The sequence below is a fragment of the Stenotrophomonas maltophilia genome, assembly GCF_001274595.1.
Classification (GTDB): domain Bacteria; phylum Pseudomonadota; class Gammaproteobacteria; order Xanthomonadales; family Xanthomonadaceae; genus Stenotrophomonas; species Stenotrophomonas forensis.
This window is the reverse complement of the sequence record NZ_CP011010.1, coordinates 1,970,097-1,994,602: the sequence shown is the minus strand read 5'-3', so window position 1 is coordinate 1,994,602 and position 24,506 is coordinate 1,970,097. Positions and strand designations below refer to the sequence as shown.

Genomic DNA, 24,506 nt, shown 5'->3' with positions numbered 1-24,506 from the left:
CCAAGCTGTGACAGCTCTGTCCGATTAAGCATTCAAACTTTCGCTGGCCTTACGTTCCGGCTGCTCGCACAGAATGCAGCATCACGCACTACCGGTTCCGCACAGGGCCCCTTGCCATACGAGGGAACACAACTTTCCAAGGAAGGCTATCGCCCCCCCCACCCGGTCGCTTCACCCGATGCCAAGCACCGCCGACACTCTCACTTCCAATGATCCGGCCCCAGAAACGGCAGGCTCAACACAAACACCGGAACCGCCACAGGCACCAACGCCGCGCCCAGCACCTTCCCGGCAGCGGTCCCACCCCCCGGCTTGTTCGTATCGTCCGGCCGGATCCGCTCAGCCCGCGCGGTAATCGACTGCGGAAGCTTCGTCTTCTCGGCCAGCGCCGCAGCGTCCGGCAACTTCACTCGCTCGCCATCACTCTCAAACAGCGCGCTGTAATAGCTGCCGCCCTTCCTGGAAAGATTGCAGTCCGGGTTGGCCGCCAGCTCGTAACGGCTCCGGGCTTCAAGGATGTACGGCCGGCGGGTCAACTCATCAATGGCCTTGGCCACCCGCGGGCTGATCTCCAGCCGCTCCAGCTTGAACTGCGCCGCCTGCTCCGGCGTCACCTGCTCTGGCCGCAGCAGCAGCGCGTAGCTGCCATGTACCTTGGCCCTGTCGGCCGGCACGCGCCAGTCCTCGCGGAAGTACAGCTGCGCGCAGACCACGGCCTCGCGCAGCGGGCTGTCCATCAGCGCACGGTAATCGCGGAACGACGCGGCGTCGAAGCGCACCGGCTCGTCATAGACCGGCAGCAGGTACAGCTTGCCGTCGTCGGCCACGAATGCGCTGGTGATCTCGCGATTGGAATGGTGGTAATCCGGCCCGCTGGCGCAACCAGACAGCAGGCCAAGGCACAGCGCGGAGACAATGAAGCGGATGGACGTTCGCATGTCGTGTTGAATGGCTTCCTTGGAAAACCGGCCTCGCCGATAAGGACGGGGCCAGTCCGCCATGGTGCCACGGCACCGCTTGCGATGCGGAGCCCGCCTTACTTCAACCGCTCCACCAGCCGCTGCCCCACCTCCAGCGCCGAAGCCGGGTTCTGCCCGGTGATCAGCTCACGGTCCACCACCACATGCCCGGTCCACGGCGTAGTGTTGCTGCTAAACTTCGCGCCCGCCCGCTGCAACGCGGTCTGCGGGTAGAACTTCATCTCACCGCCACCCAGCAGCGGCTTGGCCTGCTCCTCTTCCTGGTTGCTGATCACCGTCATCTGGTAGCCGCTGTAGATCCACTTCGGCGTGGCCGGCATCGCACCCGCCTCCAGCTTCGCCACAAAACCACCCGCATCCGGCAGCGCGGACAACAGCGCGATCGGCCCGTGGCAGACCAGCGCAGTGGTCTTGTTGCGCTGGTGGAAGTCGGCCAGCAAGCGGCCCAGCGCCGGGCTCTTCAGCAGGTCCTGCATGGGTGCGTGGCCACCGGGAATGTAGACCGCATCGAACCGCGCGTAGCCCTGCTGCTCGATGCGCGCCAGGCTGACCACCGGCGAAGCCGTCGGCGAGGTCAGCGCCAGTTTCTCCAGCAGCTCCTTGTGCAGCGTCAGCTGCGCGGCATCGTTGCCGAAGTACGCCGGCGTCACCGAGGACGCATCCACCGTCGGCGCCCGCCCCTGCGGCGTGGCGAAGGTCACCGCGTGGCCCGCGTCCAGCAGCAGCTTGACCGGCTGCATCAGCTCGTTGAGATAGAAGCCAGTGGACAGCACCTTGCCGTCCTTCAGGTCCAGGTGGTTTTCGTCGGACAGCACCACCAGCACGTTGGCGGCCTGCGCACCGGTCGCGGCCAGGGTCAGGGCCAGCGCTGCGGCCAGTCGGGTCATCAGGTTCATGGGGAAGTCCTATTGGGGAATGGCGGCCACTGTATTCATCGCCCCAGCGGCGATAAATTGGCCCCATCGCAAAACATCTGTTCCCCGGAGAGCTAAATGAGCCGCAAGTTCGACTACCTGGGCGATGTGGAGGTGTTCCTGGCGGTGGTCGAGCACGGCTCGTTCACCGCCGGCGCGGTGGCGCTGTCCACCACGCCCTCGGTGTTGAGCCGCGCGGTCACCCGCCTGGAAGCGCGGCTGGGCCGGCAGCTGCTGCAGCGGACCACCCGCCGCGTGAGCCTGACCGACGCCGGGCGGCTCTATCTGGAACAGGTGCGCACCGCCTTCGGCCTGCTGGACGACGCCGAGCGCGACGTACTGGCCCAGGACGGTGCGCTGGCCGGCCGCGTGCGCCTGAGCGTGCCCACCACCTATGGCCACTACCGGCTGCCGCCCGTGCTGGCGCGCTTTGCGCAGCAATATCCGCAGGTGCAGGTGGAACTGAACATCACCAACCGCAACGTGGACCTGGTGGCCGAAGGCTTCGACCTGGCCATCCGCCTGGGACAGCTGCCGGACAGCGGGCTGGTGGGGCGGAAGCTGGAGGACGCGCCTTTGGTGCTGGTGGCTTCGCCGAACTACCTGCAGCGCCGGGGTACGCCGCAGACGCTGGATGACCTGCAGCAGCACCTGTGCCTGCCGTTCGTGATGCCGCGCACTGGGCGGCTGGCGCCGTGGGTCTTCCGCGAAGGCGGGCGCGACGTGGACTGGCTGCCGCGTTCGTCCATCGAGACCTCTGACGATGTGCTGGGCGTGGTGTCGCTGGCCGAACAGGGCATCGGCATCTGCCAGAGCTATGCGTTCATCGTGCGCGAGCGGTTGCAGCGTGGGCAGCTGGTGGAAGTGCTGCCGCAGCTGCGGGGGCGGTCGAGGCCGTTCTCGGTGATCTATGCGCCGCATCGGCGGCAGTCGGCGGCGGCGCGGGCGATGATTGAGTTGCTGGTGGGGAATGTGGCGGTGGTTGAGGACGGCGTGGGTTGAGTTTCTGCTGTCTTCCCGCGGTGTCGGCTTTGGACCGCTTTTCGGCCTGTCTGACTGATCGCGCGGTGCTGCGGCCCGGTTCGGAATACGAATTGTTGTAAAGGCGGCTGTCTCGCTATCCCCTGAAGGCACGGGCGATTGCGACGCTCTTGTTCGCGATCAACAGCGCGCCTGCGCGAATGCGTCGGATCGTGAGGCCTACGGCACGAATAGTGCGTGCCACAATAGATTTCCGCTCTCGAATTCTGCGATCTCTTCGCGAATTTCAATTGGTATTCGGAGCGACCGCGTAAACAACATGACGCGCCACCGACAACGGGTGGCCGGGTCTGCAAACCCGATGAAAGCGATGTCTGTAGTTTGCGCTTGCCCGTCGGCACCGTCCCCAAGCGGTGCCGGCGGGCAATCCGTCGGCCTGTATGGCGGGCGGTGCGTGGGGGCTTTCGGGCCCGCCGGTCTTATGACATCGCTTCTTCCGGTTTGCAGCCACGCATCGTCCGCCACCTTCTTCACGGTGGCACTGTTAAGTACAGCCACGGAAGCCGACGCCATGAAAAAGTCCGACACCTTTTCCTCGTACACCGTTGTTGAGCCCATCAACGACGACACTCCCCTGCCCGACCTGAACTCCCTGCTCGGCATCCTCACGCGCATTCGCGCGGGTGAGGGAGCCGATGGATTGCCCTGGCCGGAGAACGATGTGTCACCCGGCCGCCGCGTGAGCCTGGCGAAGAGCGAGCGCGCGATGGTGGGCGCGCTGACGGTGCTGGAGGTGCTGCACGCGGCAGACCGCTGCCGAGTAGCAGCGGAGCCGGAAAGGCACTTGGATGAGGGGGTTGTGGATGGGCTGTTTCTGGCTTGTAGAGGGTTGGTTGAGTGGGCTTGCCGGGAGGTTAGGCCGGAGTGAACACACAAGACACATACTATCTTACTGACCCCAACTTACCGACAAATCAGTGAGGTTAAAAAGCTCACTCGCCCTTATTTGCCTTTGACTTGCCGGCCTTTCTAGGCGCTTCGGAAACCATATCCACCGCTTTGATAGCTTCACCTTGGCCACCTTCCGCCGCAGCTGATTTCGATACCTTCCTTGACGCATCCTTGTCGAAAAACGCAATGAGCGCCTTCCCTTTAGCAGTAAGCCTATAGCGCTGCCACTGCATACCAGCCACCTTCTCGAGGCCGGCCAGATCATAGATCTCCAACTTGGGAAGAACGTTATAGTAGAGAAAGTTATCCACCTTACTCGAGCCCATTTTATTGGTCACCCCGGTGACCAATTTATCCCTCAACACCGAGACGATTCTCATGACGGGATAAGAAACCGGCTCCGCATCCTCTTCCTTTAGGAACACTCTTGTGGACACCTCTATTTCGTTAAGCATCTCCACTATTTCGCGCATATCTTCGTCAGGCCATTTTTTGGCAGCACCAGAAGCCTGCTTTGGGGCCTGGTGAATCATCGAGTCCAATCGGGCCTGCAGCTTTTCCTTATCCTCTCTTAGACGAGCCAATTCTTCAAGCAATGGTTTTGTATCCACCGCTTCACGGCCAGATATCCAACCGGTAAAGTCAAGGCGCTTTGAATAATCGGCCAAAGTCTCATGAACAGCCAATTTAATATCTTTTTCGTCCGAGAAGAAAGACGAAATTTTAGAAAGAACCTTCTCTCTAAAGAACTTAAGCTCTTTGGGATAGTCAGCCTCGAGCGCAGCGGATCCTTCCAGCCTGATCTTATTCTCTAACGCCTGACTTTCGATCACCACAGAAAATATTGGCTTACCCTGACTTAGCGCATAATCGTACTCCAACTCCGTATAACTCAGAGAGGTCTGTGGGTCCACACTTCCATATCTACCGCCTAGTATGAGCATATAGACATCCGAATCATCGATCCACCGACGAATCGTCTCCAACTGAGATTCGCTACCAGCTGAAAAAAGCTCCATTCCAGCCGGAATATGACCAGCCTTAAGAATTGCCTCAACAGCCGCCTGGCGCTCCAGCTTTAAGTCAAGATAAGTCGAAGAAACAAATACTTGCAACTTCTTATTACTGTTCATAGAAAGACTCGCCCCATGGCACCACTCGGTAATTCAAATAATAATACTACGAACAAGAATAGCGTCGAACTTCATATCTTGCAGACCTATGAAAGCAGAAGCCCAAACTTTATGCGATCCAGCAAACCACCCACGTTGTGATTGCTTCTGATCACATGCGCATTGCCGCTCTTGCTGCCAGCCGACTCGATCACGTTCGGGTAGATTGTACATTGCGCCTGCCACTTGGCGCTCCTTGGCTTGTTCGACTCCTCATCGAAGATCTTAACCAACAAGTTGCCAATGATCTTGCGCTTTGCTTACAGGTCGTTAGGTCGCTCTTCCCCTGCCGCGAACTGGCCGAGCGGGCTTACAGGAATGTCAGGCCAGAGTGATCTCTGCCCCCCCTGACCTGCCCCCTTTCTCAGGGCCACTAGCTACTTAGTAGAGTCCAGGTTGGGGAGCATACCGCTCCGGTGGGTCAGGTTTCGATCAGCGGTCGAACCAGTCAAGGCACCTTCGTTGCGCAGCGCGGCGGCGAACTCGGCAGGCGTGCATTTGGGCAGTGAGCTGTGCGGACGCACCTCGTTGTAGTCCTTGCGCCAGATGGCGATTACCGCCCGTGCGTGCTCGAGCGAGATAAACCAGTTTTCGTTCAAGCATTCGTCCCGGAACTTGCCGTTGAAGCTCTCCACATAGGCGTTCTGCGTGGGTTTCCCTGGCTGGGTCAGCACAAGCGTCACGCCGTTGGCGGTCGCCCACTGGTCCAGCGCCCGGCCGGTAAACTCGGGTCCCTGGTCGGTCCTGATCGCCGCGGGGTAGCCGCGGAAACGGCATACCGCATCCAGGATGTCGGCCACGTTCTGGCCATTTATCCTCCGGCCGACGGCGATTTCCACCGCTTCCTTGGTGCAATCGTCCACCACCGTCAGGCACTTGATCGGGCGCCCGTTGGCCAGGGCGTCGAAGACGAAGTCCATCGACCAGGTGTGGTTGGGCCCCGACGGCAGCTGCAGCGGACGGCGCTCGACGGCCACGCGATCGCGCTTGCGGCGCTTGCGCACCGCCAGGCCAGCGTTGCGGTACAGCCGGTAGATTCGCTTGTGGTTGGCGATCCAGCCCTCCCGTTCCAGCAGGATGTGCAGCCGTCGGTAGCCGAACCGGCGACGTTCGCCCGCCAACGCAACGAGCCTGGCCTGCAACGGCGCGTTCGCCATGCGCGGCTGGTAGTGCAACACGCTGCGTGACAAGCCCAGTGCCCGGCAGGCCCGCCGCTCCGACAGGCCCAGCTTCGCCCGCACGTCCGCGACGGCAGCCCGTCGCGTCGGCGGGCTCAGTATTTTCCCCGCGCCACGATCCTCAGCGCTTCGTTGTCCAACATCGACTCGGCCAACAGCTTTTTGAGCCGCGCGTTCTCCGCTTCCAGTGCCTTCAGGCGCTTGGCGTCGGGCACATCCATGCCGCCGAACTTGCGCCGCCACAGGTAGAACGACGCGTCACTGAAGCCGTGCTTGCGGCAAAGCTCCTTGACCGGCGTGCCGGCGGCCGCCTGCTTCAGGAAGCCGATGATCTGCTCTTCGGTGTATCGCTTCTTCATGTCCGTCCTCTTGTGAGACGGACTCTACTAAGATCAGGTTGGCCCGGAAAACGGGGGGCAGGTCACCCCTGCCTGCCTTCCATCGAAAGTAAATAAGGAGAGCTAAACACCACAAGCTCGAACTCGTTCACCTCCCATGAATCGAACCCGTGATGGAGAATTTCTCAGAGGTGCCATCAAGCCTATTCACCCAGAAGCATCTTGTCCCGAAGTCAGCACTGCGTACGGAAAAATGGCTTACGCCAGATCCAATTTTTTCGGATGCGCCTGGATGGTGTTCCAGTGCCGCCATCAAAATCACAGCGTCACCATCGGCAACACGATCACCAAGACTGTACTGATAAAGCATCTCCCTTAAATACTTTACAGCATCCCCTCTCTTCGCAAAATTCATATGTCCAAGGCTAATTGGCTTTGCAGGCATAAGAAAACTCCAGGCGCTTTTATTAATCCACAACTAGCTACTAGACAGTGCTAGGCACTCCCTCACCTCGCGAATGATTAGACCCGGAATCTCCATTGATTGAAGCTGACTATTTCGATCAATTATCCAGGCCACGCATTCTTCACGACTGAGATCATCGCGGGCAATTCTTTCATACAAAGCGACGGCAGACATCCTCGAGAGCCCTAGCTCCATTAGAGAAAGAAGAGTGGCCGAAGAAACACCGAATTCGAGCTGCGTGCCTATATCTAGACCATCCTCGATAAGATCCTCACGATCTATCTCGCGAAGGTGCAAGTGAAGCACATCCATGTACGCTGACAGGTACTTGGGCGCTCTGAATCTAGCTATCTGTTCGACTAACTCCATCGTATCCCGGATCAGGATAGGAAGTTTGTAAGGTCTTTTTGCTTTCTGATGCCACTCAACGCTGTCACGAATGATCCGGGACAGCGAGTATCCCTTTAACCACTTCACAACGATCAAAGCGAACAACCGAATTCTGGCATCAGGAGAGAACGCACGAAATACGTGCGAATTTACTCTTTCCATAATAGTTATGAATCGATCATAGCTATCGTCACTCGCAACTTCCGCCGGCAGCAGGTTCTCCACATCACCAGCGTAAGAACGAAACATCTCAAGAAGCCGCTGGAGGCCAATAGCGCTTACGCCCGGATGCCGCGACGCCAAATCCACGGTGATCTCAATCCCGTCTGCGAGCGTGCCCAATGCATAGTCGAGCTTCGCTATCAATGCGGGATCATGGCGCTTCGCAAGCCCGGCCTTCGAAATGGAGCCAAGCCGCATAAATGTCGTTAGCAAATAGGCCCCCACTTGCTCAAATTTATCGCTACCCTCAATGCTGGCTTGATCCACTGCTCCCCTGCTGGACAGATACTCCGTAACGCAATCCCCCTGCTCGACAACTGCGTCACTCTCACGCTTGATGGGATACCGCGCGCGTCCCGGGACACCTCCAGGCCAGGCTGTCTCATCCGCTGGATCAATGCAAATTATGTTCCCTTGAAATTCATCTCCCCATCGACCGGCGCGACCAGCCAAGTTCCAAAAATCGTGCGGCTCCATCGGGTGCCCTTTACCTTTGCGAGGCCCTCGCACAACAATCGTTCGGCACGATAAATTTACACCCTCAATCAAGGTCGATGTACAAACCAGAAAACGTATTTTCCCCAGGCGAAAAAGCCGCTCAATTTCCAACCGAAGCAGGGAAGGCATATTCCCGTAATGAAACGCAACACCCAACTCGACAAGCGGAGCAAGCAGAAAATCACTATGCACGCCCTTTCGAGCAAGCTCAGCAAGCTGCGAAAGTTCAGGATCGACGACGTCAAGCTTAGGCAAGAGTTGACTAATTAAGTCTGCCACCTCTTCTGCCTCACCGGCCCCGTTCGAATAGACTAACGTTCCACCTCTTTCCCCGACAGCAGCCGCGATGAAGGCCAGTCGCTTCTTGATTCCAACAGGCGTGCTAGCAAGCTGCAGCGTCCCAATTGGCAACTCTCCTCCCTGCTGCCTCAGCTTTAGTTCCCAAAGCTTCGGGCGTCGCGAAACTTGGCTAGCGACAACTAAGTTCTGGAGCACTGTCGAGGAGTCGCTGTCCACTGCAATCGTCTGCACGCCGCTGGGCGCGTCGGCGAGCAATGCCTCAGGGTTCTGAGTAGCCGGACTAATAAAAACAACTTTCAACTGAGGGTTAGCGCGAGTAACCCGCTCTACGGCATCCTGCAAAATCACACCGCGTTGATTGTCGCCTATTTTGTGAGCCTCATCAACGATGAGCAAATCAATTAGCAACTCATCCCCAAGCACGTTAGCAAGAAGATGCAGTCGCTCCTGGGTGAACACGAGAATTACTCGAGCACCACCTGCTCGCGCGACCCTGTACTTTTCAGGAAGTGGCAATGATGAGACTTCAATCAGCTCGCTGTGATCGAGTGAATCTCTAAGATTTTTTTCTATTTCAGATACTAGCGCTCGAGTAGGTGCAAGGTAGACTGCGACTTGATTTCCACCAGTCTTCACTTGGTCAATTAGCCACTGAAGAACTAAGAACGTTTTTCCAGAAGCAGTGGGGGCAGATGCTGAAAGCCAACCTTCTCTCCTAGCATTGGCCCAGAACATCTTCTGAAAATCATTTACCTGCAGCCAAGTCCCACTTGCCTGCACCAAAATGGACCGATCCATCTCCCTACGGTGGGACTCAAGACGCAGCGCTGTGCCGAGTCTGGAATCAAGATCGGCTGATACGAGTTTACGAACGCAAGCTAATGAAATTGCACGAAAGTTCGACAGCTTGCTCATCAGTACTCCGCCAGCATCTTTCAGCGCTTGGCCTTTTGCCAACAACACTGCGCCTGTTGCGATACGTAGAGCGGCATCCTGATCGCCTTTCTCATTAGATCGGGCCAGAATGCTGCCAGCCAGAAGCAACCTTGCCCAGTCAATGGATTCAGCGGAATCTGAAGATTCCTCCGGCGCTAAATTATCAAGCTCATTGCGGACGGTGAGCCGAGTCAACTTATTGAGGTCATCTCGGATTCCATTTTCAAGAAGCCAAGACTGTAGTTCAGCAAGACTCATTGTTCGCGATCCCCATAGCCTTCAAGAATGCCGCACGAAATCCATCAGCCGATGGCAGGGGTACGCATAGCAGTTCAATTTCGACCTGATCAAGTTTCTCTACAATGAGCCGCTCGCCAATGCGATCAGCCCACCCAACAAGCGCAGCTCGAGAGGCTTCGAGGATATCCTCAGCAATCCCTTTTGCATTTTCTCCCGGATAGAATGGCGCATCGAACCCTACAAGGGCCACCCCGCAATACTGTACACGCTTCGACATAACCGAAGACTTATCGAAGTACTTTTTTATTGCCTCGGTGAGGCGACGATCACTAAGATCTGCCTTATCGCTCAGTAGTAGCAGATCGCGCTCTCTTTCAGCATCCTCGTGATCTGGCTCAGTCAAAAACGGCGACAAGGAACGAAGGCACTCACGAACGGCTGCACTCGCGTCACCGTAAACCTTCGACTCTCCCCAGTAGAGCTTTAGCAGACCGTCGTCCGTCACCCCAGCGTAAACGCCGTCGGCCCCGTGATAGTGCATTCGCGTATCCGTCTTCAGATCCATTTTGCAAAGAATCTGAGGCAGCTTGAGGAAGCGTTCCGCCAACAAGAACAGAAGCATCTCCCCCCCTTCACCGCTAGTCGCCAAGTCGGTAAACGAACGTTTAGCTCGCTCTACCAGCTCAGTTACTGCTTCCGAGCTATTGAACTTTTGGTCCCGCGCCTTAGCCTCCAAAAGTTGTGAGCGTGGGATCGCATAGTCCACGACAGCATTCCGCATAAACTCTGCCAATCGGCGCGGTTGAACTCGCCCATTTCCGTCTAGCGTCAGGCAATGACAGTGAATCTTTACAAGATGCCCATCAATAGAAACATCTCTCGACACAAGAGCGAGGTGAACATCAAGTGCTTCAGGATTCCCTGTAAGCGCGGCCTCCAGATCTGCTGCAGTAATATTCGACACGCCCCCTCCGTTCCATACCGAGTCCCTGGCCGATACTTCGAGGCCTGAAGAGGAAATGTAACTACCCTAGCCCGGGTCGTCCATCACAACCGCAGAGAGGGCAGAGACCATCAATAGACTGACGAAATGTACTTTCGGTAAGGCGGCTAGTTCAGGGTCGATCCGATCGCATACGTTTAGCACAGCCCCAGTGAGCGGCCGCATCCCTTCTTATCTGACCACTCGAATTCGGCGTCAAGATCGATGGCAAGTTGGATTCGGTAGATCCGGAGCAGCTCAACGTCTCTCGTACACTCTTTCGAACGGCAACCTGATTCTGAAATGCAGTCCTTTTTGAAATTGCCACCAAACGGCAAAGAGCCGCCAGTCACCCTAGCGAGGCCCAGGTTGCGCGCCACACTCTCCGTCGCTCCGATCAATCTCAAGGTCAAGCTCTAGAAACCAACAAGGGCACCTCTCGGCGCCCTCGTTCTTTTAACTCATTCCCACTCAATGGTCGCCGGCGGCTTCCCCGAGATGTCATAAACCACCCGCGACACCCCCCGCAACTCATTGATTATCCGGTTACTCACCGTACCCAGGAACTCATACGGCAGATGCGCCCAATGCGCGGTCATGAAGTCGATCGTCTCCACGGCCCTCAGCGCAATCACCCACTCATAAGCCCGCGCATCACCCACCACGCCCACCGATTTCACCGGCAGGAACACGGCAAACGCCTGGCTGGTCTTGTCGTACAGGTCGGCCTTGCGCAGCTCATCAATGAAGATGGCATCGGCCTTGGCCAGCAGTTCGGCGTATTCGCGCTTCACTTCGCCCAGGATACGCACGCCCAGGCCCGGGCCCGGGAACGGATGGCGGTAGACCATGGTGCGCGGCAGGCCCAGCTCAACGCCCAGGCGGCGCACTTCGTCCTTGAACAGCTCGCGCAGCGGCTCCACCAGGCCCAGCTTCATGTGCTCCGGCAGGCCGCCCACGTTGTGGTGGCTCTTGATCACATGCGCCTTGCCGGTCTTGCTGCCGGCCGACTCGATCACGTCCGGGTAGATGGTGCCCTGCGCCAGCCACTTGGCGTTCTTTAGCTTGTTCGACTCTTCGTCGAAGATCTCAACGAACAGGTTGCCGATGATCTTGCGCTTGGCTTCCGGGTCGCTCACGCCTTCAAGCGCGGCGAAGTAACGGTCGGCGGCATTCACGCGAACGACCTTTACGCCCATGTGCTCGGCGAACATCGCCATCACCTGGTCGCCTTCCTGCCAGCGCAGCAGGCCGGTATCCACGAACACGCAGGTCAGCTTCTCGCCGATGGCCTTGTGCAGCAGCGCGGCCACGACGGACGAATCGACGCCGCCGGACAGGCCCAGGATCACTTCGTCATCGCCCACCTGTTCGCGCACGCGGGCGATCTGGTCGTCGATGATGTTGGCGGCGGTCCACAGGGTCTGGCAGCCGCACACATCCACCACGAAGCGGCGCAGCAGCGCCTGGCCCTGCAGGGTGTGGGTCACTTCCGGGTGGAACTGCACGCCGTACCAGCGCTTTTCTTCGTTGGCCATGGCGGCCACCGGAATGCGGTCGGTGGTGGCGGTGATGGTGAAGCCCGGGGGTGCAACGGAGACGTGGTCGCCGTGGCTCATCCAGACATTCAGCTTCGGCTCGCCGCCGTGGTCGCTCAGGCCCTTGAACAGTGCATCCGGGTTGATCACGTTCACTTCGGCGTGGCCGAACTCGCGCTGGTCCGCCGCTTCGGTGGCACCGCCCAGCTGCGCGGCCAGGGTCTGCATGCCGTAGCAGATGCCGAAGATCGGCAGGCCGCTGTCGAACACTTCCTGCGGCGCGGCCGGCGCACCCGGCAGCGTGGTCGATTCCGGGCCACCGGACAGGATGATGCCCTTGGCGCCGAACGCCGCGATCTCGGCCGGGTTGTGGTCCCACGCCCAGATTTCGCAGTAGACGCCCAGCTCGCGGATGCGGCGGGCGATCAGCTGCGTGTACTGCGCGCCGAAATCGAGGATCAGGATCTTGTCGTTATGGATGTTGGTCATGGCGCCCTGGCAATGCAGTAGGGAAAACGAAATCAGATTTGCAGCAGCAGATGGAAAAAGAGGAACGGGAATCAGCTTCCTCGTTCCTCTTTGCTCATCCCGCGTCAGGCGCGGTAGTTCGGCGGCTCTTTGGTGATCGTCACGTCGTGGACGTGGCTCTCACGCTGGCCGGCGCCGCTGATCTTCACGAACTTGGGCTTGCTGCGCATGTCTTCGATGGTGGCGCAGCCCACGTAGCCCATGGTGGCGCGCAGGCCGCCCATCAGCTGGTGGATGATGCCGCCCACCGGGCCGCGGTACGGCACGCGGCCTTCGATGCCTTCCGGCACCAGCTTGTCGGCGGTGGCGGCGTCCTGGAAGTAGCGGTCCTTCGACCCCTTCTCCATGGCAGCCAGCGAACCCATGCCGCGGTAGCTCTTGTACGAACGGCCCTGGTACAGCTCGGTCTCGCCCGGCGATTCTTCGGTACCGGCCAGCAGGCCGCCGACCATGATGGTCGAGGCACCGGCGGCCAGCGCCTTGCCGATGTCGCCCGAGTAGCGGATGCCACCGTCGGCGATCAGCGGGATGCGGTCCTGCAGCGCTTCGGCCACCAGGTCAATGGCGGTGACCTGCGGCACGCCGACGCCGGCAACCACGCGGGTGGTGCAGATCGAGCCCGGGCCGATGCCCACCTTCACTGCGTCCGCGCCGCTGTCCAGCAGCGCCAGTGCGGCTTCGCCAGTGCAGATGTTGCCACCGATGACCTGCACGTTCGGGAAGTTCTTCTTGACCCAGCTGACGCGGTCCAGCACGCCCTGCGAGTGGCCGTGCGCGGTATCGACCACGATCACGTCCACGCCGGCGGCGACCAGCGCTTCCACGCGGCGATCGGTATCGCCACCCACGCCGACGGCAGCGCCGACCAGCAGGCGGGTCGACAGATCCTTGGCAGCGTTCGGGAAGTCGGTGTTCTTCTGGATGTCCTTGACGGTGATCAGGCCACGCAGTTCGAACGAGTCATTGACCACCAGCACCTTTTCGATGCGGTTGCGGTGCAGCAGCTGCAGCACTTCGTCAGAGGCGGCGCCTTCCTTGACCGTGATCAGGCGATCCTTCTTGGTCATGATGTGGCGGACCGGGTCATCCAGCTCGGTCTCGAAGCGCATATCGCGGTGGGTCACGATGCCGGCCAGCAGGCCGTCGCTGCCCACCACCGGCACGCCGGAGATGTTGTGCGCCTGGGTCAGGGCCAGCACGTCGCGGATGGTGGTTTCCGGGCCGACGGTGATCGGGTCGCGGATGACACCGGCCTCGAACTTCTTGACCTTGGCCACTTCCGCGGCCTGCTGTTCCAGGCTGAGATTCTTGTGGATGATGCCCATGCCGCCAAGCTGTGCCATGGCGATGGCCAGGCGGGCTTCGGTGACGGTATCCATGGCTGCGGACAGGATCGGAAGCTTGAGCTTCAGGTCGCGAGTCAACCGCGTTTCGAGGTTGACGTCCTTGGGCAGGATGGTCGAATGGGCGGGGACGAGCGAGACGTCGTCGTAAGTGAGTGCTTCAGCCTGGATGCGCAGCATCGGCATACCCGAGATGTGGGGAAGCGCGACATTTTACCCTGTTTTCGCGCCCCGTGGCAGGGGGTAGATGCGACGCAGTGTCGCGCGGGCGATCATTGGTTCAGGAGGCCATCCGGGCCGCCGGTGGCGTACCGCCTTTGGTGGGTGCCAACCTTGGTTGGCACGGCCCGTCCGGCAACTGGACCCCAGATGGGCCGATGACCCCGATGGATGTGCCGACCAACGGTCGGCACCCACCTTAAGAGGATCACTCGGGGCAGTCCTGGAGCGCCTTTGGTAGGTGCCAACCTTGGTTGGCACGATCTGTCCGGCACCGGTGCCCCAGATGGGCCGATGGCCCCGATGGATGTGCCGACCAACGGTCGGCACCCACCTTAAGAGGATCACTCGGGGCAGTCCTGGAGCGCCTTTGGTAGGTGCCAAACTTGGTTGGCACGATCTGTCCGGCACCGGTGCCCCAGATGGGCCGATGGCCCCGATGTATGTGTGCCAACCAAGGTTGGCACCTACCAGGAGCGGGTCATCCGCATGTCCGCATTGTGCCGACCAACGGTCGGCACCACCCCAAAAGGTCAGCTCAGCGCTTCCGCCGCTTCCAGGGTGTTCTGCATCAACGTGGCCACGGTCATCGGGCCCACGCCACCCGGCACCGGGGTGATCCAGCTCGCCCGCTGGGCCGCCGCTTCAAACCCGACGTCACCCACCAGACGACCATCATCCAGCCGGTTGATACCGACGTCGATCACCACCGCGCCCGGCTTCACCCACTCGCCCGGCACGATGCCCGGGCGGCCCACCGCCACCACCAGGATGTCGGCGTTGCGCACGGCCTGTTCCAGCACGTCCTTGGGGGTGAACTTGTGGCAGCTGGTCACGGTGCAGCCGGCAATCAGCAGCTCCAGGCCCATCGGCCGGCCGACATGGTTGCTCACGCCCACGATGGTGGCGTTGCGGCCGCGCACCGGCTGGTCGGTGTGGCCCAGCAGCGTGGTGATGCCGCGCGGGGTGCACGGGCGCAGGCCGAACTCGCGCAGGGCCAGGTGGCCGACGTTCTCCGGGTGGAAGCCGTCCACGTCCTTGCGCGGGTCGATGCGCTGGATCAGGCGGCGCGCGTCCGGGATGCCCGGCAGCGGCAGCTGGATCAGGATGCCGTTGATCTTCGGGTCGGCGTTGAGCTGATCGATCAGGTCGAGCAGCTCGGCTTCGGTGGTGCCGGCCGGCAGGTCGTAGTCGTGTGCCTCGATACCGACCTTCTCGGCGGCGCGGCGCTTGTTGCGCACGTACACGGTCGAGGCCGGGTCGCCGCCCACCAACACCACGGCCAGGCCCGGACGGCTGCCACCGGCGGCCACGCGGGCGTCGACGCGCACCTTCAGGCTGTCGAGCAGGTCCTCGGCGATACGGCGGCCATCAAGGATGCGGGCAGGAAGCTGGGGGGCGGAATCGGTCATCGGGGGTGGGCGTGGGGCGGCGGGGACGCTATTGTCCCCGATTCAGGCCCCCTCGCCCACCGCCGCGCGTCGACACCGCGCACCGGTAGTGCCGGCCGCTGGCCGGCAACCTCATGACATCGGAATGATTCCATATCCGCCGGTAGTGCCGGCCGCTGGCCGGCAACCACATGGCGTCGGAACGTTTCCGTAATTGCCGGCCAGCGGCCGGCACTACCGACGGATGGTGCTCCAAGGTTGCCGGCCAGTGGCCGGCACGACCGGTGGCTACTCTTCCTCTTCCGGCACATCCTGCGGGTTCAGCGTCTTGCTCGCCCGCTTCGGTGCGGTGAACGGGGTCGGCGTCGGTACGCCCTGCGGGCTGTTGCCGTAGATCATCCGCGCGCCGGCATTCAAACCGCCACCAGCAATTTCCAGCTCGAAGCGCTCGGCATCGCGGCGGCGGATCTGCTCGGCAATCTCCACCGCATCATCCTCATCCGCACCCAGCTCCACCAGCGCGGCCTGGCCGAACAGCACCGCCGACTCAAACGTCTCGCGGATCTGGAAATCGACACCGGCATGGATCAGCCGCAGCGAATGCTCGCGGTCGAACGAGCGCACCATCAGCTTGGCCTGCGGGAATTCATGCGCCACCAGCTCAACGATGCGGTCGGCGGCCTCGGCCTTGTCCACGCACACCGCAATCGCGCGCGCAGTGGCGGCACCCGAAGCATGCAGCACGTCCAGACGCGTGCCATCGCCGTAATAGATCTTGAAGCCGAAGCGCGCCGCGCTCTGGATCATCTCCACATCGTTGTCGATGATGGTCACGTCCACGTCGCGCGCCAGCAGCGACTGGCTGGCGACCTGGCCGAAGCGGCCGAAGCCGATCAGCAGCACGCTGCCGGACAGGCCGTCGGCCTCGTCCACGCCGTCCATGTTCACCGTCGGCTTCGGCGCCACGCGCTTGTAGACCAGCACCACCAGCGGGGTCAGCGCCATCGACAGCACCACCACGGCGGTGAAGTTGGCATTGATGTCCAGGTCGATCACGCCGGCCGATGCGGCGGCGGAAAACAGCACGAACGCGAACTCGCCGCCCTGCGCCATCAGCACGCCACGGTCCAGCGCCTGCGCGTGGTCGCTGCCCATGATGCGCGCCACCACGTAGATGCACAGCGCCTTGGCCGCCATCAACGCCAGCACCAGGCCGAGGATCAGCTGCCAGTGCGCGGCCACCACGCTCAGGTCCAGCGCCATGCCCACGCTGAGGAAGAACAGGCCGAGCAGGATGCCGCGGAACGGTTCGATGTCCGCCTCGATCTGGTGGCGGAAGGTCGACTCGCTCAACAGCACGCCGGCCAGGAACGCGCCCATCGCCATCGACAGGCCGGACAGCTGCATCAGCAGCGCCGCACCCAGCACCACCAGCAGCGCGGCGGCGGTCATCACCTCGCGCGCCTTCGATTCGGCCAGCACGCGGAACAGCGGGTTGAGCAGGAAGCGGCCGACCAGCACCAGGCCGACGATGGCACCGACGCCGATCGCTACCGACAACCAGCGCGACCCTTCGCCATCGGCACTGCCCGCGCTCGGCGCCATCCACGCCACCAAGGCCAGCAACGGCACGATCAAGAGGTCTTCGAACAGCAGGATCGAGACGATCTTCTGCCCCGACGGCAGCGCGATGTCACCGCGCTCGGCCAGCAGCTGCATGACCACCGCGGTGGAGGTGAGCACGAAGCCGGTGGCGCCGATGAAGGCGACCTGCCAGGGGAAGCCGAACAGCTTGGCGATGCTGGTCAGCACCAGCGCGCAGGTGACGATCTGCAGCGTGCCCAGCCCGAAGATTTCCTTGCGCAGGCTCCACAGGTGCGAGGGCCGCATCTCCAGGCCGATCACGAACAGGAACATCACCACGCCGAGCTCGGCGGTATGCAGGATCGCCTGCGGGTCGGAGAACCAGCCCAGCCCGAACGGTCCGATCGCCAGGCCAGCGGCGAAGTAGCCCAGCACCGAGCCCAGGCCGGCCCGGCGGAACAAGGGCACCATCACCACCGCCGCGCCCAACAGGGCCACGACCTTGACCAGCTCGCTGGTCGCTGCTTCTACCGCCATGCGGTGCTTTCCCCAAGATCCAGAATCGGGCTCAACAATAGAGCAATGCCGATGACGGCAATAGCACGCATGTTGCGCCGGATTGTCTTGGAGGTGGAACGATGTGGGGAGTGACCCCTCAGATCATCCTGAAACCATGTCTTGTAGAGTCGAGCCATGCTCGACTGCTTTTGGCCTCAGCGCGCGGAGCAGTCGAGCATGGCTCGACTTTACAGAGAGCCACCCCGGCAAAACGCGGCGTAATCGATATACCCCGGGAACGGCACCCCCGGCGCGCACACCGGGCAGTGCGGGTCCGGCCGGATGCCGGTCTCGCGGAAGCGCATGCCCAGCGCATCAAAGCGCAGCAGCCGCCCCACCAGCGGCTCGCCGATACCCAGCAGCAGCTTCAGCACCTCGGTGGCCTGCAGCACCCCGGCCAGCCCTGGCAGCACGCCCAGCACCCCTGCCTCGGAACAGTTCGGCGCAAACTCCGGCGGCGGCGGCTCCGGGAACAGGCAGCGGTAGCACGGTGCCACGCCGCGCTGGCGGCCGGCGTCAAACACGCTTACCTGGCCGTCAAAGCGCTCGATGGCGGCATACACCAGTGGCTTGGCGTGCTTGATGCAGGCGTCGTTGAGCAGGTAGCGCAGCGGGAAGTTGTCCGAGCCATCCAGCACCACGTCCACGCCGTCCAGATGCGCGTCCACGTTCTCGGAAGTGACGCGCTCGGGTACCGCCTCCACTTCGATCGACGGGTTCAGCGCCAGCAGCCGCTCGCGCGCGGAATCAACCTTGAGCTGGCCGACACTGGCCTCCGTATGCACGATCTGCCGGTGCAGGTTGCTGCGCTCCACGCGGTCGTGGTCGGCGAAGCGCAGATGCCCTACCCCGGCCGCAGCCAGATAGAAGCCGGCCGGTGCGCCCAGCCCACCCGCGCCCAGCACCAGCACGCGCGACTGCTGCAGGCGGCGTTGGCCGGCCTCGCCCACCTGCGGCAGCAGCAGGTGGCGCGAATAGCGGTCGTAGAAGTCGCGGTCGGCCGCACTGGTCAGCGGCTGCACCAGCGGCAGCACCTGCTCGCGCCAGGCCACGGTACCGCCTGTCACGGAAGCGACGTTGGCATACCCGGCCTCCCTCAGGAACAGCGCGGCATCAGCCGAGCGCCTGCCGCTCTGGCAGATCAGCAGGATTTCCTGGTCGTGCCGCGGCAGATGCGAGGCCGGGTCGGCCTGCAGCTCGCCCTTGGCCACGCCGCGCGCGCCCTCGGCCATGCCCCCGGCCCGTTCGTGCGCCTCGCGCACATCGATCAGCACTGCGCCATGGGCCAGGCGCTCGCGCGCCTGCGCGGGGGAAAGCTCTCGGATGCTCATGGCCGCATTATCGCGCAGGCCGCTCTGCCATGCCTTGACCAATGCCCGGCGCTACCCAGGCTGCCCGCGCCCGCCGTGCTGTTCCTGAAGAAGACCGATCAGCGCTTTCAGCCCAGGCGGCACATGTCGATGGCCCGGGTAGTACAGCGAAAGCCCGGGAAACTCAGGACACCAGTCCTCGAGCAGCCGCAGCAGGCGGCCATCGGCCAATGGCTCCAGCGCCAGATGCTCGGGAACGAAGGCAATGCCGATACCTTCAATGGCCGCGTCGACCATCAACGGCTGGTCCGTCAGCGTGATCGGCCCGGAGACGTTCACCCGCTCGGTGGTGCCTTGATGCTCGAACTCCCAACGGTAGATCGCCCCACTTTCGAAGCGGAAACGGATGCAGTCGTGCTGATGCAGATCCAGCGGCCGCAGTGGCCGCCCACGCGCCTGCAGGTACGCCGGCGAGGCAACCGCCGCGAAGCGCATGGGGGCGGTCACGGCAATCGCGACCATGTCCTGGGGCACGGCTTCGGTCAGGCGGATACCCGCATCGAAACCCTCCGACACGATATCGCCCAACCTGCCGTCACTGACGATGTCCAGGTGGACCTGCGGATACTGGCGCAGGAAGCGCGCAAGCACCGGCTTCAGCACGAGCCGTATGGCGCCTTCACTGGCGTTGATGCGGACCGTGCCACGCGGCGTGCCGGCTTCAGTGTCCACGGACTGCAGGGCCTCCTCGATCGAGGCCATGGCCGGCCGCAGCTTTTCCGCCAGCCGCTCCCCGGCATCGGTCAGCGAGACGCTGCGCGTGGTGCGATTGAACAGGCGCGCACCCAGCCGCTGCTCGAGCGCCTTGATCGCATGGCTGATCGCCGAGGGCGTGATGTTCAACTCTGCCGCCGCACTGCGGAAGCTCCGGTGCGCTGCCACCGCCAGGAACGCCGTGAAGGCGGCCAGATCACCTCCGCTCGATTGCTGAATTCGACTCACCATATCGTGAAATATTGAAGCGCTTGTCTTGATAGTTAGCCGATTCTACGCTCCGGGGTGTCGGTGGGCACACGCCCTCGGCGCTCACCCACCGGGACAGGATCAAGACGATGAAGACGATGAAAGCGGTTGTGATGACCGGGCCGAATGTGCCGTGGCAGGTACAGGAGGTGCCGATGCCTGTGATCGAACCGGGCCAGGTACTGGTCAAGGTCCACGCATCAGGCATGTGCTACACGGACGTGTGGGCAACCCAGGGCTACGGCGGCGACATCTACCCGCAGACACCAGGGCATGAAGTGGTCGGCGAGGTCGTGGAAGTGGGCGCGGGCGTGCACACGCGCCGGGTGGGTGATCGCGTGGGGACCTCATGGGTCCAATCCGCATGCGGGCGATGCCCCTATTGCCGCGAGAGCCGGCCCTTGTCCGGGCAGACCGCGATGAACTGCGATGCACCTCGCACCACCGGCTTCGCTGCGCAGGGTGGACACGCACAGTACATCGCCATCTCTGCCGAAGGCACGGTACTGCTGCCCGACGGCCTCTCCTACGTGGACGCGGCGCCGATGATGTGTGCCGGTTACACCACCTGGAGCGGGCTGCGCGATGCGGCGCCCCAGCCACGGGAGAAGATCGCGGTACTGGGTATCGGTGGACTGGGCCATGTCGCCCTGCAGCTGTCCAAGGCCTGCGGCTTCGAGACCATCGCCCTCACCCATTCCGCAGACAAGCATGCGCTCGCCCTTCAGCTGGGCGCCGACCAGGTGGTTGCCAATGGCAAGGAGCTGAAGGCCATCGGTGGCGCCGACGTACTGCTGGTGACCACCAATGAGTTCAGCTCGGCCGAAGAAGCGATGACCGGCCTGCGTGTCGATGGGCGCGTTGTGCTGTGCGGCCTGGACTTCAGCCAGCCCTTCTCGATCTCGTCCGAAGGCGTGCCGTTCCACATGATGCGCCAGCGCGTGATCGGCGCCACCCATGGTGGCCAGCACTACCTCAGCGAAGTGCTGCAGCTTGCCGCCGCCGGCAAGGTGAAGCCGATGGTCGAGACCTTTGACCTGGACCGCGCGACCGAGGCGTATGACCGCCTGTCGTCGGGAAGGATGAGGTTCCGTGGCGTGCTGTTGCCGTGGGGCCACGCCTGAGCAAGGCGGCCGCCCATGCACCACAACGAAAAAGGCGGCCCTGAGGCCGCCTTCTTCTGCATCACTTGCCCTTGACGTGCTTCATCAAGCGCCGCTTGGCCTTGACCTGCCGCTCGGTGAGGACGTTCTTCTTGCCCTCGTACGGGTTGGTACCCTCGCGGAAGATGAAGCTCACCGGGGTGCCGATCAGCTTGAAGCGCTTGCGGAAGAAGTTCTCCAGGTAGCGCTTGTACGATTCCTGCAGTTCCTTCAAGCGCGTGCCATGCACGATGAAGGTCGGCGGGTTTGCGCCGGCCGGGTGCACGTAACGCAGCTTGGAGACGTGGCCGCGGATGGTCGGCGGCGGGTTGGTCTCGTAGGCCACTTCCAGCGCCTTGTTCACTTCGCTGGTGGTGAAGGTCTTGTTGGCCGACTCGTGCGCGCGGTGCACCGCACGGAACAGCTCGCGCAGGCCCGAGCCATGCTTGGCCGAGATGCGCACCGATTCGGCCCACGGCACGAAGCCCAGCTTCAGCGACAGCAGGGTCTCGGCCTGCTCGCGCTGGTACTCAGTCAGGCCATCCCACTTGTTGATGGCGATCACCAGCGCGCGGCCGGCATCGAGCACGGCGCCGAGCACGGTGGCATCCTGGTCGGTCACGCCTTCGGTGGCATCCAGCATCAGCACGGCCACCTGGCACTGCTCGATCGACTGCATGGTCTTGACCACCGAGAACTTCTCGACGACCTCGTCCACGCGCGAGCGGCGGCGCAGGCCGGCGGTATCGATCAGGCGGTACTCGCGGCCGTCACGCTCCAGGTCCACCGCGATCGAGTCGCGGGTGGTGCCCGGCACGTCGGAAGCGATCATGCGCTCCTCGCCGAGGATGCGGTTGACCAGGGTCGACTTGCCCACGTTGGGGCGGCCGACGAAGGCGATGCGGATGCGGTTCGGATCGTTGTCCAGCTCTTCGCCGCTGCCTTCTTCGGGCAGGCGCTGGATCACTTCGTCCAGCAGGTCGTCCAGGCCCTGGCGATGCGCGGCCGACACGGTCAGCATCTCGCTGAAGCCGTAACGGGCGAATTCCGAACGCACGCTGTCCTCGTCGGTGCCGTCGATCTTGTTGATCAGCAGCAGCGTCGGGCGCGACAGCTTGCGCAGCCAGGCCAGGATCTCGTCGTCCATCGCCGACGTACCCTCACGGGCGTCAACCACGAACAGGATCAGGTCCGCTTCCGCCGCAGCGGCGCGGGCCTGGCGGGTGGTGGCACCGGCCAGGCCCTCTTCCTCTTCCGCGATACCGCCGGTGTCGACGACGAGGAAATGGTTGTCCTCGTCCAGACGGCAGACACCGTAGTTGCGGTCGCGGGTGACGCCGGGCTGGTCATGGACCAGCGCGTCACGGGTGCGCGTCAGCGCATTGAAAATAGTCGACTTGCCGACATTCGGCCGTCCAACCAGGGCGACCAAAGGCAGCATCGCGATTACTCCAATTTTTAATTTGCCAACCGGAAGGCGGTCAGCTTGCCATCAACGTTCTGCACCAGCAGCACCCCGTCTGCGACGACCGGCTGGGCCAGCAGGGCGTCACCGCCGCTCTTCGCCCGTGCCGCCATCGCACCATCGGAGGTCTTCAACCAGTGCACGTATCCCTTGTAGTCACCGACGACCACGTAATCACCCTGCAGCACCGGGCCGGTCAGCGAACGACGCGCCAGCTCGGTCTGCGACCACATGGCCGCGCCGGTTGCCTTGTCCAGGCCGAACACGCCGCCCTTGTTGTCGGTGACGAACACATTGCCCGACGACACCGCCACGCCACCGGCACCGCCATGGTCGCGCGCCCACAGCGGGCGACCGGTCGGGCCTTCGATGGCCATGGTCTGGTTCTTGAAGCTGCTCACGTAGAGGGTGTTGCCCTCCAGTACCGGAGCACCGTCAACGTCGGCCATGCGCTCAAGCTCGGTACGGCCTTCGCCGTTGCCGATGTTCTGTTCCCACAGGGTGCGGCCATCCTGCTGGGCCAGGGCCGCAACCGCGCCCTCGTCCTTGCCGATGAACAGCACGCCCGGGCCGGTGACCACCGGCGCATTGCCGCGCACGGTCAGCGCCGGCAGTTCGCTCGGGTTGAACCACTTCTGGGTGCCGTTGCCGGCATCGAAGGCGGTCACGCGGCCATCGTTGCTGCGCACGAACACCAGGCCCTGGGCCACGGCCGGTGCGGCAATGACTTCACCCGGAACACGGGCGCGCCACTTCTCGCTGCCGTCGTTGATGTCCAGGGCGATGACCTGGCCATCCAGCGTGCCGATCACGACCAGGTTCTCACCGACACCCGGGCCGCCGGACAGGCGCAGCTTCGGCTTCTTCTTTTCCTTCTGCGGCTCCCAGGTCCAGACCTTCTTGCCGGTCTGCAGGTCGATGGCGTGCACGCCACCGGTGATCGCCGCGGCGAACACGTGGCCGTTGGCCACCGCCGGGCCCTGGCGCACGCCGATGCGGCGCTCGCCCTTGCCGAGGTTGACCGACCAGGCCTTGTTGACCTTGACGCTCGGTTCGAACTTGACCAGCTCAGCCGGCTCCTGGGCCTTCTTCGCTGCCGCGTCCTTGCCGGCGAACCAGCCCTTCACGGTGCTGCAGCCGGTCAGGGCCATGCCCATCAGGAGCACGGTGGCGACGCGGGTGATCATGACCTTCTGACTCATCAAACCGACTCCGCAGGGGCGGCGACCGTGCCGCCGGCATCCATAACCTTGGTTTCCAGCAGGCGCCGCTGCGGCGCTGCCACGTCCAGCGACTTCAGCGCCTTCTCGTACTGTGCACGGGCATCGTCACGCTTGCCCTGCGCCATCAGCGCATCGCCATGGATTTCCAGGCTGCTGCTGTCGGCGGCGCTGCCCAGCAGCTTGATCGCCTCGTCGCTCTTGCCGGTGGCCACCAGCAGGCGGGCCACGCGCTGGTCGACCACGCGCTGCAGGTCACCTTCGACCTTCACGCCGCGCAGGGTGGCCAGCGCGTCTTCGTTCTTGCCGGCGTCAACCTGGGCCTTGGCCAGCTGCAGCGCCGCGAGGTCGCCGTAGATGCTGGACGGGCCGGCTTCAAGCGCCTTCACTGCCTTGGAGGCATCGTCGAGCTTGTTCTGCTGCAGGCCGAGCAGCGCCTTCTGGTACTCGACATTGGCCGAGGCCAGCTTGCCGCCCTGATCCTTCTGGTACCACTGCCAGCCGGCGATGGCACCGATGGCGATGACCACGCCACCAAGGATGCTGGCGCCATTCTTCCGCAGCCAGCTGCGGACGCGTTCACTTTGTTCGTGCTCGTCGAGCAGATCGTCGATCGCCATGCGTACTCTCGCCCCGC

19 protein-coding genes and 1 pseudogene are annotated in these 24,506 nt (G+C 62.5%); 3 read left to right on the top strand and 17 right to left on the bottom strand.

The features are described 5' to 3' along the window. Window positions 1-200: 200 nt before the first annotated feature. Both VN11_RS09340 and VN11_RS09335 read right to left on the bottom strand, forming a co-directional pair. A complete protein-coding gene (locus VN11_RS09340) occupies window positions 201-938 on the bottom strand; it encodes a hypothetical protein (protein ID WP_053449533.1) in 738 nt (245 codons plus the stop codon). Between the two features lie 98 nt (window positions 939-1,036). Further along, window positions 1,037-1,876 carry a type 1 glutamine amidotransferase domain-containing protein gene (locus VN11_RS09335; RefSeq protein WP_053449532.1) on the bottom strand — a complete coding sequence of 280 codons (840 nt, stop codon included), beginning with the start codon at window positions 1,874-1,876 and terminating at the stop codon, window positions 1,037-1,039. Between the two features lie 96 nt (window positions 1,877-1,972). On the opposite strand from VN11_RS09335, the gene VN11_RS09330 reads away from it, so the two are divergent. Continuing rightward, complete coding sequence (locus tag VN11_RS09330) at window positions 1,973-2,896, top strand: LysR family transcriptional regulator (protein WP_053449531.1); 924 nt, start codon at window positions 1,973-1,975, stop codon at window positions 2,894-2,896. A 550-nt stretch (window positions 2,897-3,446) separates the two neighbouring features. Continuing rightward, on the top strand, window positions 3,447-3,803 hold the full coding sequence (locus VN11_RS09325; protein ID WP_008266254.1) for a hypothetical protein: 357 nt from the start codon (window positions 3,447-3,449) through the stop codon (window positions 3,801-3,803). Window positions 3,804-3,867: 64 nt separating this feature from the next. Here VN11_RS09325 and VN11_RS09320 read toward each other — a convergent pair whose 3' ends face one another. From VN11_RS09320 to VN11_RS09270, 12 genes and pseudogenes are all read right to left on the bottom strand, one after another. Continuing rightward, window positions 3,868-4,959, bottom strand: a complete 1,092-nt coding sequence (locus VN11_RS09320) for a DUF4062 domain-containing protein (protein WP_080374899.1) — start codon at window positions 4,957-4,959, stop codon at window positions 3,868-3,870. Window positions 4,960-5,054: 95 nt separating this feature from the next. Beyond that, window positions 5,055-5,258, bottom strand: a pseudogene (locus VN11_RS22230) (glutamine-hydrolyzing GMP synthase); the annotation flags it as partial. Between the two features lie 117 nt (window positions 5,259-5,375). Further along, window positions 5,376-6,535, bottom strand: a protein-coding gene (locus VN11_RS09315) for an IS3-like element ISPa39 family transposase (protein WP_086009122.1) whose coding sequence is annotated in 2 segments (ribosomal slippage) — window positions 5,376-6,277 and window positions 6,277-6,535 — 1,161 coding nt in all. Because the reading frame shifts where the segments join, the coding sequence is not laid out codon by codon here. A gap of 127 nt (window positions 6,536-6,662) precedes the next feature. Beyond that, the gene (locus VN11_RS21785) at window positions 6,663-6,959 is read right to left on the bottom strand and encodes a DCL family protein (RefSeq protein ID WP_080374898.1); all 297 of its coding nucleotides are present in this window, start codon (window positions 6,957-6,959) and stop codon (window positions 6,663-6,665) included. Window positions 6,960-6,992: 33 nt separating this feature from the next. Next, the gene (locus VN11_RS09305; RefSeq protein WP_053449530.1) at window positions 6,993-9,584 is read right to left on the bottom strand and encodes a DEAD/DEAH box helicase; all 2,592 of its coding nucleotides are present in this window, start codon (window positions 9,582-9,584) and stop codon (window positions 6,993-6,995) included. Then, window positions 9,571-10,530, bottom strand: coding sequence for a HamA C-terminal domain-containing protein (locus VN11_RS09300; protein ID WP_053449529.1), 960 nt, complete (start codon window positions 10,528-10,530; stop codon window positions 9,571-9,573). The genes VN11_RS09305 and VN11_RS09300 overlap by 14 nt, the downstream gene beginning before the upstream one ends. Before the next feature lie 479 nt (window positions 10,531-11,009). Further along, complete coding sequence (gene guaA / locus VN11_RS09295; RefSeq protein ID WP_005413109.1) at window positions 11,010-12,575, bottom strand: glutamine-hydrolyzing GMP synthase; 1,566 nt, start codon at window positions 12,573-12,575, stop codon at window positions 11,010-11,012. 104 nt (window positions 12,576-12,679) lie between these two features. Then, window positions 12,680-14,137 (bottom strand): IMP dehydrogenase, encoded by a 1,458-nt coding sequence (gene guaB, locus VN11_RS09290; RefSeq protein WP_005409308.1) that lies wholly within the window; start codon window positions 14,135-14,137, stop codon window positions 12,680-12,682. 572 nt (window positions 14,138-14,709) lie between these two features. Then, a complete protein-coding gene (gene folD, locus VN11_RS09285; RefSeq protein WP_014036908.1) occupies window positions 14,710-15,588 on the bottom strand; it encodes a bifunctional methylenetetrahydrofolate dehydrogenase/methenyltetrahydrofolate cyclohydrolase FolD in 879 nt (292 codons plus the stop codon). Window positions 15,589-15,855: 267 nt separating this feature from the next. Then, entirely contained in the window at window positions 15,856-17,688 is a 1,833-nt protein-coding gene (locus VN11_RS09280) for a monovalent cation:proton antiporter-2 (CPA2) family protein (RefSeq protein WP_053449528.1), read from the bottom strand. Window positions 17,689-17,897: 209 nt separating this feature from the next. Continuing rightward, a complete protein-coding gene (moeB, locus tag VN11_RS09275) occupies window positions 17,898-19,040 on the bottom strand; it encodes a molybdopterin-synthase adenylyltransferase MoeB (RefSeq protein ID WP_053449527.1) in 1,143 nt (380 codons plus the stop codon). A gap of 51 nt (window positions 19,041-19,091) precedes the next feature. Continuing rightward, window positions 19,092-20,012, bottom strand: a complete 921-nt coding sequence (locus VN11_RS09270) for a LysR family transcriptional regulator (protein WP_428992462.1) — start codon at window positions 20,010-20,012, stop codon at window positions 19,092-19,094. A 119-nt stretch (window positions 20,013-20,131) separates the two neighbouring features. Between VN11_RS09270 and VN11_RS09265 the strand changes: the two genes are divergently transcribed. Next, window positions 20,132-21,166, top strand: a complete 1,035-nt coding sequence (locus tag VN11_RS09265) for an alcohol dehydrogenase catalytic domain-containing protein (protein ID WP_080374897.1) — start codon at window positions 20,132-20,134, stop codon at window positions 21,164-21,166. Window positions 21,167-21,227: 61 nt separating this feature from the next. On the opposite strand, the gene der is transcribed toward VN11_RS09265, so the two are convergent. Genes der through VN11_RS09250 form a run of 3 tightly spaced genes read right to left on the bottom strand, consistent with a single transcriptional unit; the run spans window position 21,228 to window position 24,489 of the window. Beyond that, window positions 21,228-22,625, bottom strand: coding sequence for a ribosome biogenesis GTPase Der (der, locus tag VN11_RS09260; RefSeq protein WP_053449525.1), 1,398 nt, complete (start codon window positions 22,623-22,625; stop codon window positions 21,228-21,230). 17 nt (window positions 22,626-22,642) lie between these two features. Then, entirely contained in the window at window positions 22,643-23,851 is a 1,209-nt protein-coding gene (bamB, locus tag VN11_RS09255; RefSeq protein WP_053449524.1) for an outer membrane protein assembly factor BamB, read from the bottom strand. Further along, window positions 23,851-24,489 carry a YfgM family protein gene (locus tag VN11_RS09250; RefSeq protein WP_053449523.1) on the bottom strand — a complete coding sequence of 213 codons (639 nt, stop codon included), beginning with the start codon at window positions 24,487-24,489 and terminating at the stop codon, window positions 23,851-23,853. The genes bamB and VN11_RS09250 overlap by 1 nt, the downstream gene beginning before the upstream one ends. Window positions 24,490-24,506 lie beyond the last annotated feature (17 nt).

What these genes read in the sequence shown, in the direction of transcription:
- VN11_RS09340 (WP_053449533.1), bottom strand. Translation starts at nt 938, where the DNA reads ATGCGAACGTCCATCCGCTTCATTGTCTCCGCGCTGTGCCTTGGCCTG.
- VN11_RS09335 (WP_053449532.1), bottom strand. Translation starts at nt 1,876, where the DNA reads ATGAACCTGATGACCCGACTGGCCGCAGCGCTGGCCCTGACCCTGGCC.
- VN11_RS09330 (WP_053449531.1), top strand. Translation starts at nt 1,973, where the DNA reads ATGAGCCGCAAGTTCGACTACCTGGGCGATGTGGAGGTGTTCCTGGCG.
- VN11_RS09325 (WP_008266254.1), top strand. Translation starts at nt 3,447, where the DNA reads ATGAAAAAGTCCGACACCTTTTCCTCGTACACCGTTGTTGAGCCCATC.
- VN11_RS09320 (WP_080374899.1), bottom strand. Translation starts at nt 4,959, where the DNA reads ATGAACAGTAATAAGAAGTTGCAAGTATTTGTTTCTTCGACTTATCTT.
- VN11_RS21785 (WP_080374898.1), bottom strand. Translation starts at nt 6,959, where the DNA reads ATGCCTGCAAAGCCAATTAGCCTTGGACATATGAATTTTGCGAAGAGA.
- VN11_RS09305 (WP_053449530.1), bottom strand. Translation starts at nt 9,584, where the DNA reads ATGAGTCTTGCTGAACTACAGTCTTGGCTTCTTGAAAATGGAATCCGA.
- guaA (WP_005413109.1), bottom strand. Translation starts at nt 12,575, where the DNA reads ATGACCAACATCCATAACGACAAGATCCTGATCCTCGATTTCGGCGCG.
- guaB (WP_005409308.1), bottom strand. Translation starts at nt 14,137, where the DNA reads ATGCTGCGCATCCAGGCTGAAGCACTCACTTACGACGACGTCTCGCTC.
- folD (WP_014036908.1), bottom strand. Translation starts at nt 15,588, where the DNA reads ATGACCGATTCCGCCCCCCAGCTTCCTGCCCGCATCCTTGATGGCCGC.
- VN11_RS09280 (WP_053449528.1), bottom strand. Translation starts at nt 17,688, where the DNA reads ATGGCGGTAGAAGCAGCGACCAGCGAGCTGGTCAAGGTCGTGGCCCTG.
- moeB (WP_053449527.1), bottom strand. Translation starts at nt 19,040, where the DNA reads ATGAGCATCCGAGAGCTTTCCCCCGCGCAGGCGCGCGAGCGCCTGGCC.
- VN11_RS09265 (WP_080374897.1), top strand. Translation starts at nt 20,132, where the DNA reads ATGAAGACGATGAAAGCGGTTGTGATGACCGGGCCGAATGTGCCGTGG.
- der (WP_053449525.1), bottom strand. Translation starts at nt 22,625, where the DNA reads ATGCTGCCTTTGGTCGCCCTGGTTGGACGGCCGAATGTCGGCAAGTCG.
- bamB (WP_053449524.1), bottom strand. Translation starts at nt 23,851, where the DNA reads ATGAGTCAGAAGGTCATGATCACCCGCGTCGCCACCGTGCTCCTGATG.
- VN11_RS09250 (WP_053449523.1), bottom strand. Translation starts at nt 24,489, where the DNA reads ATGGCGATCGACGATCTGCTCGACGAGCACGAACAAAGTGAACGCGTC.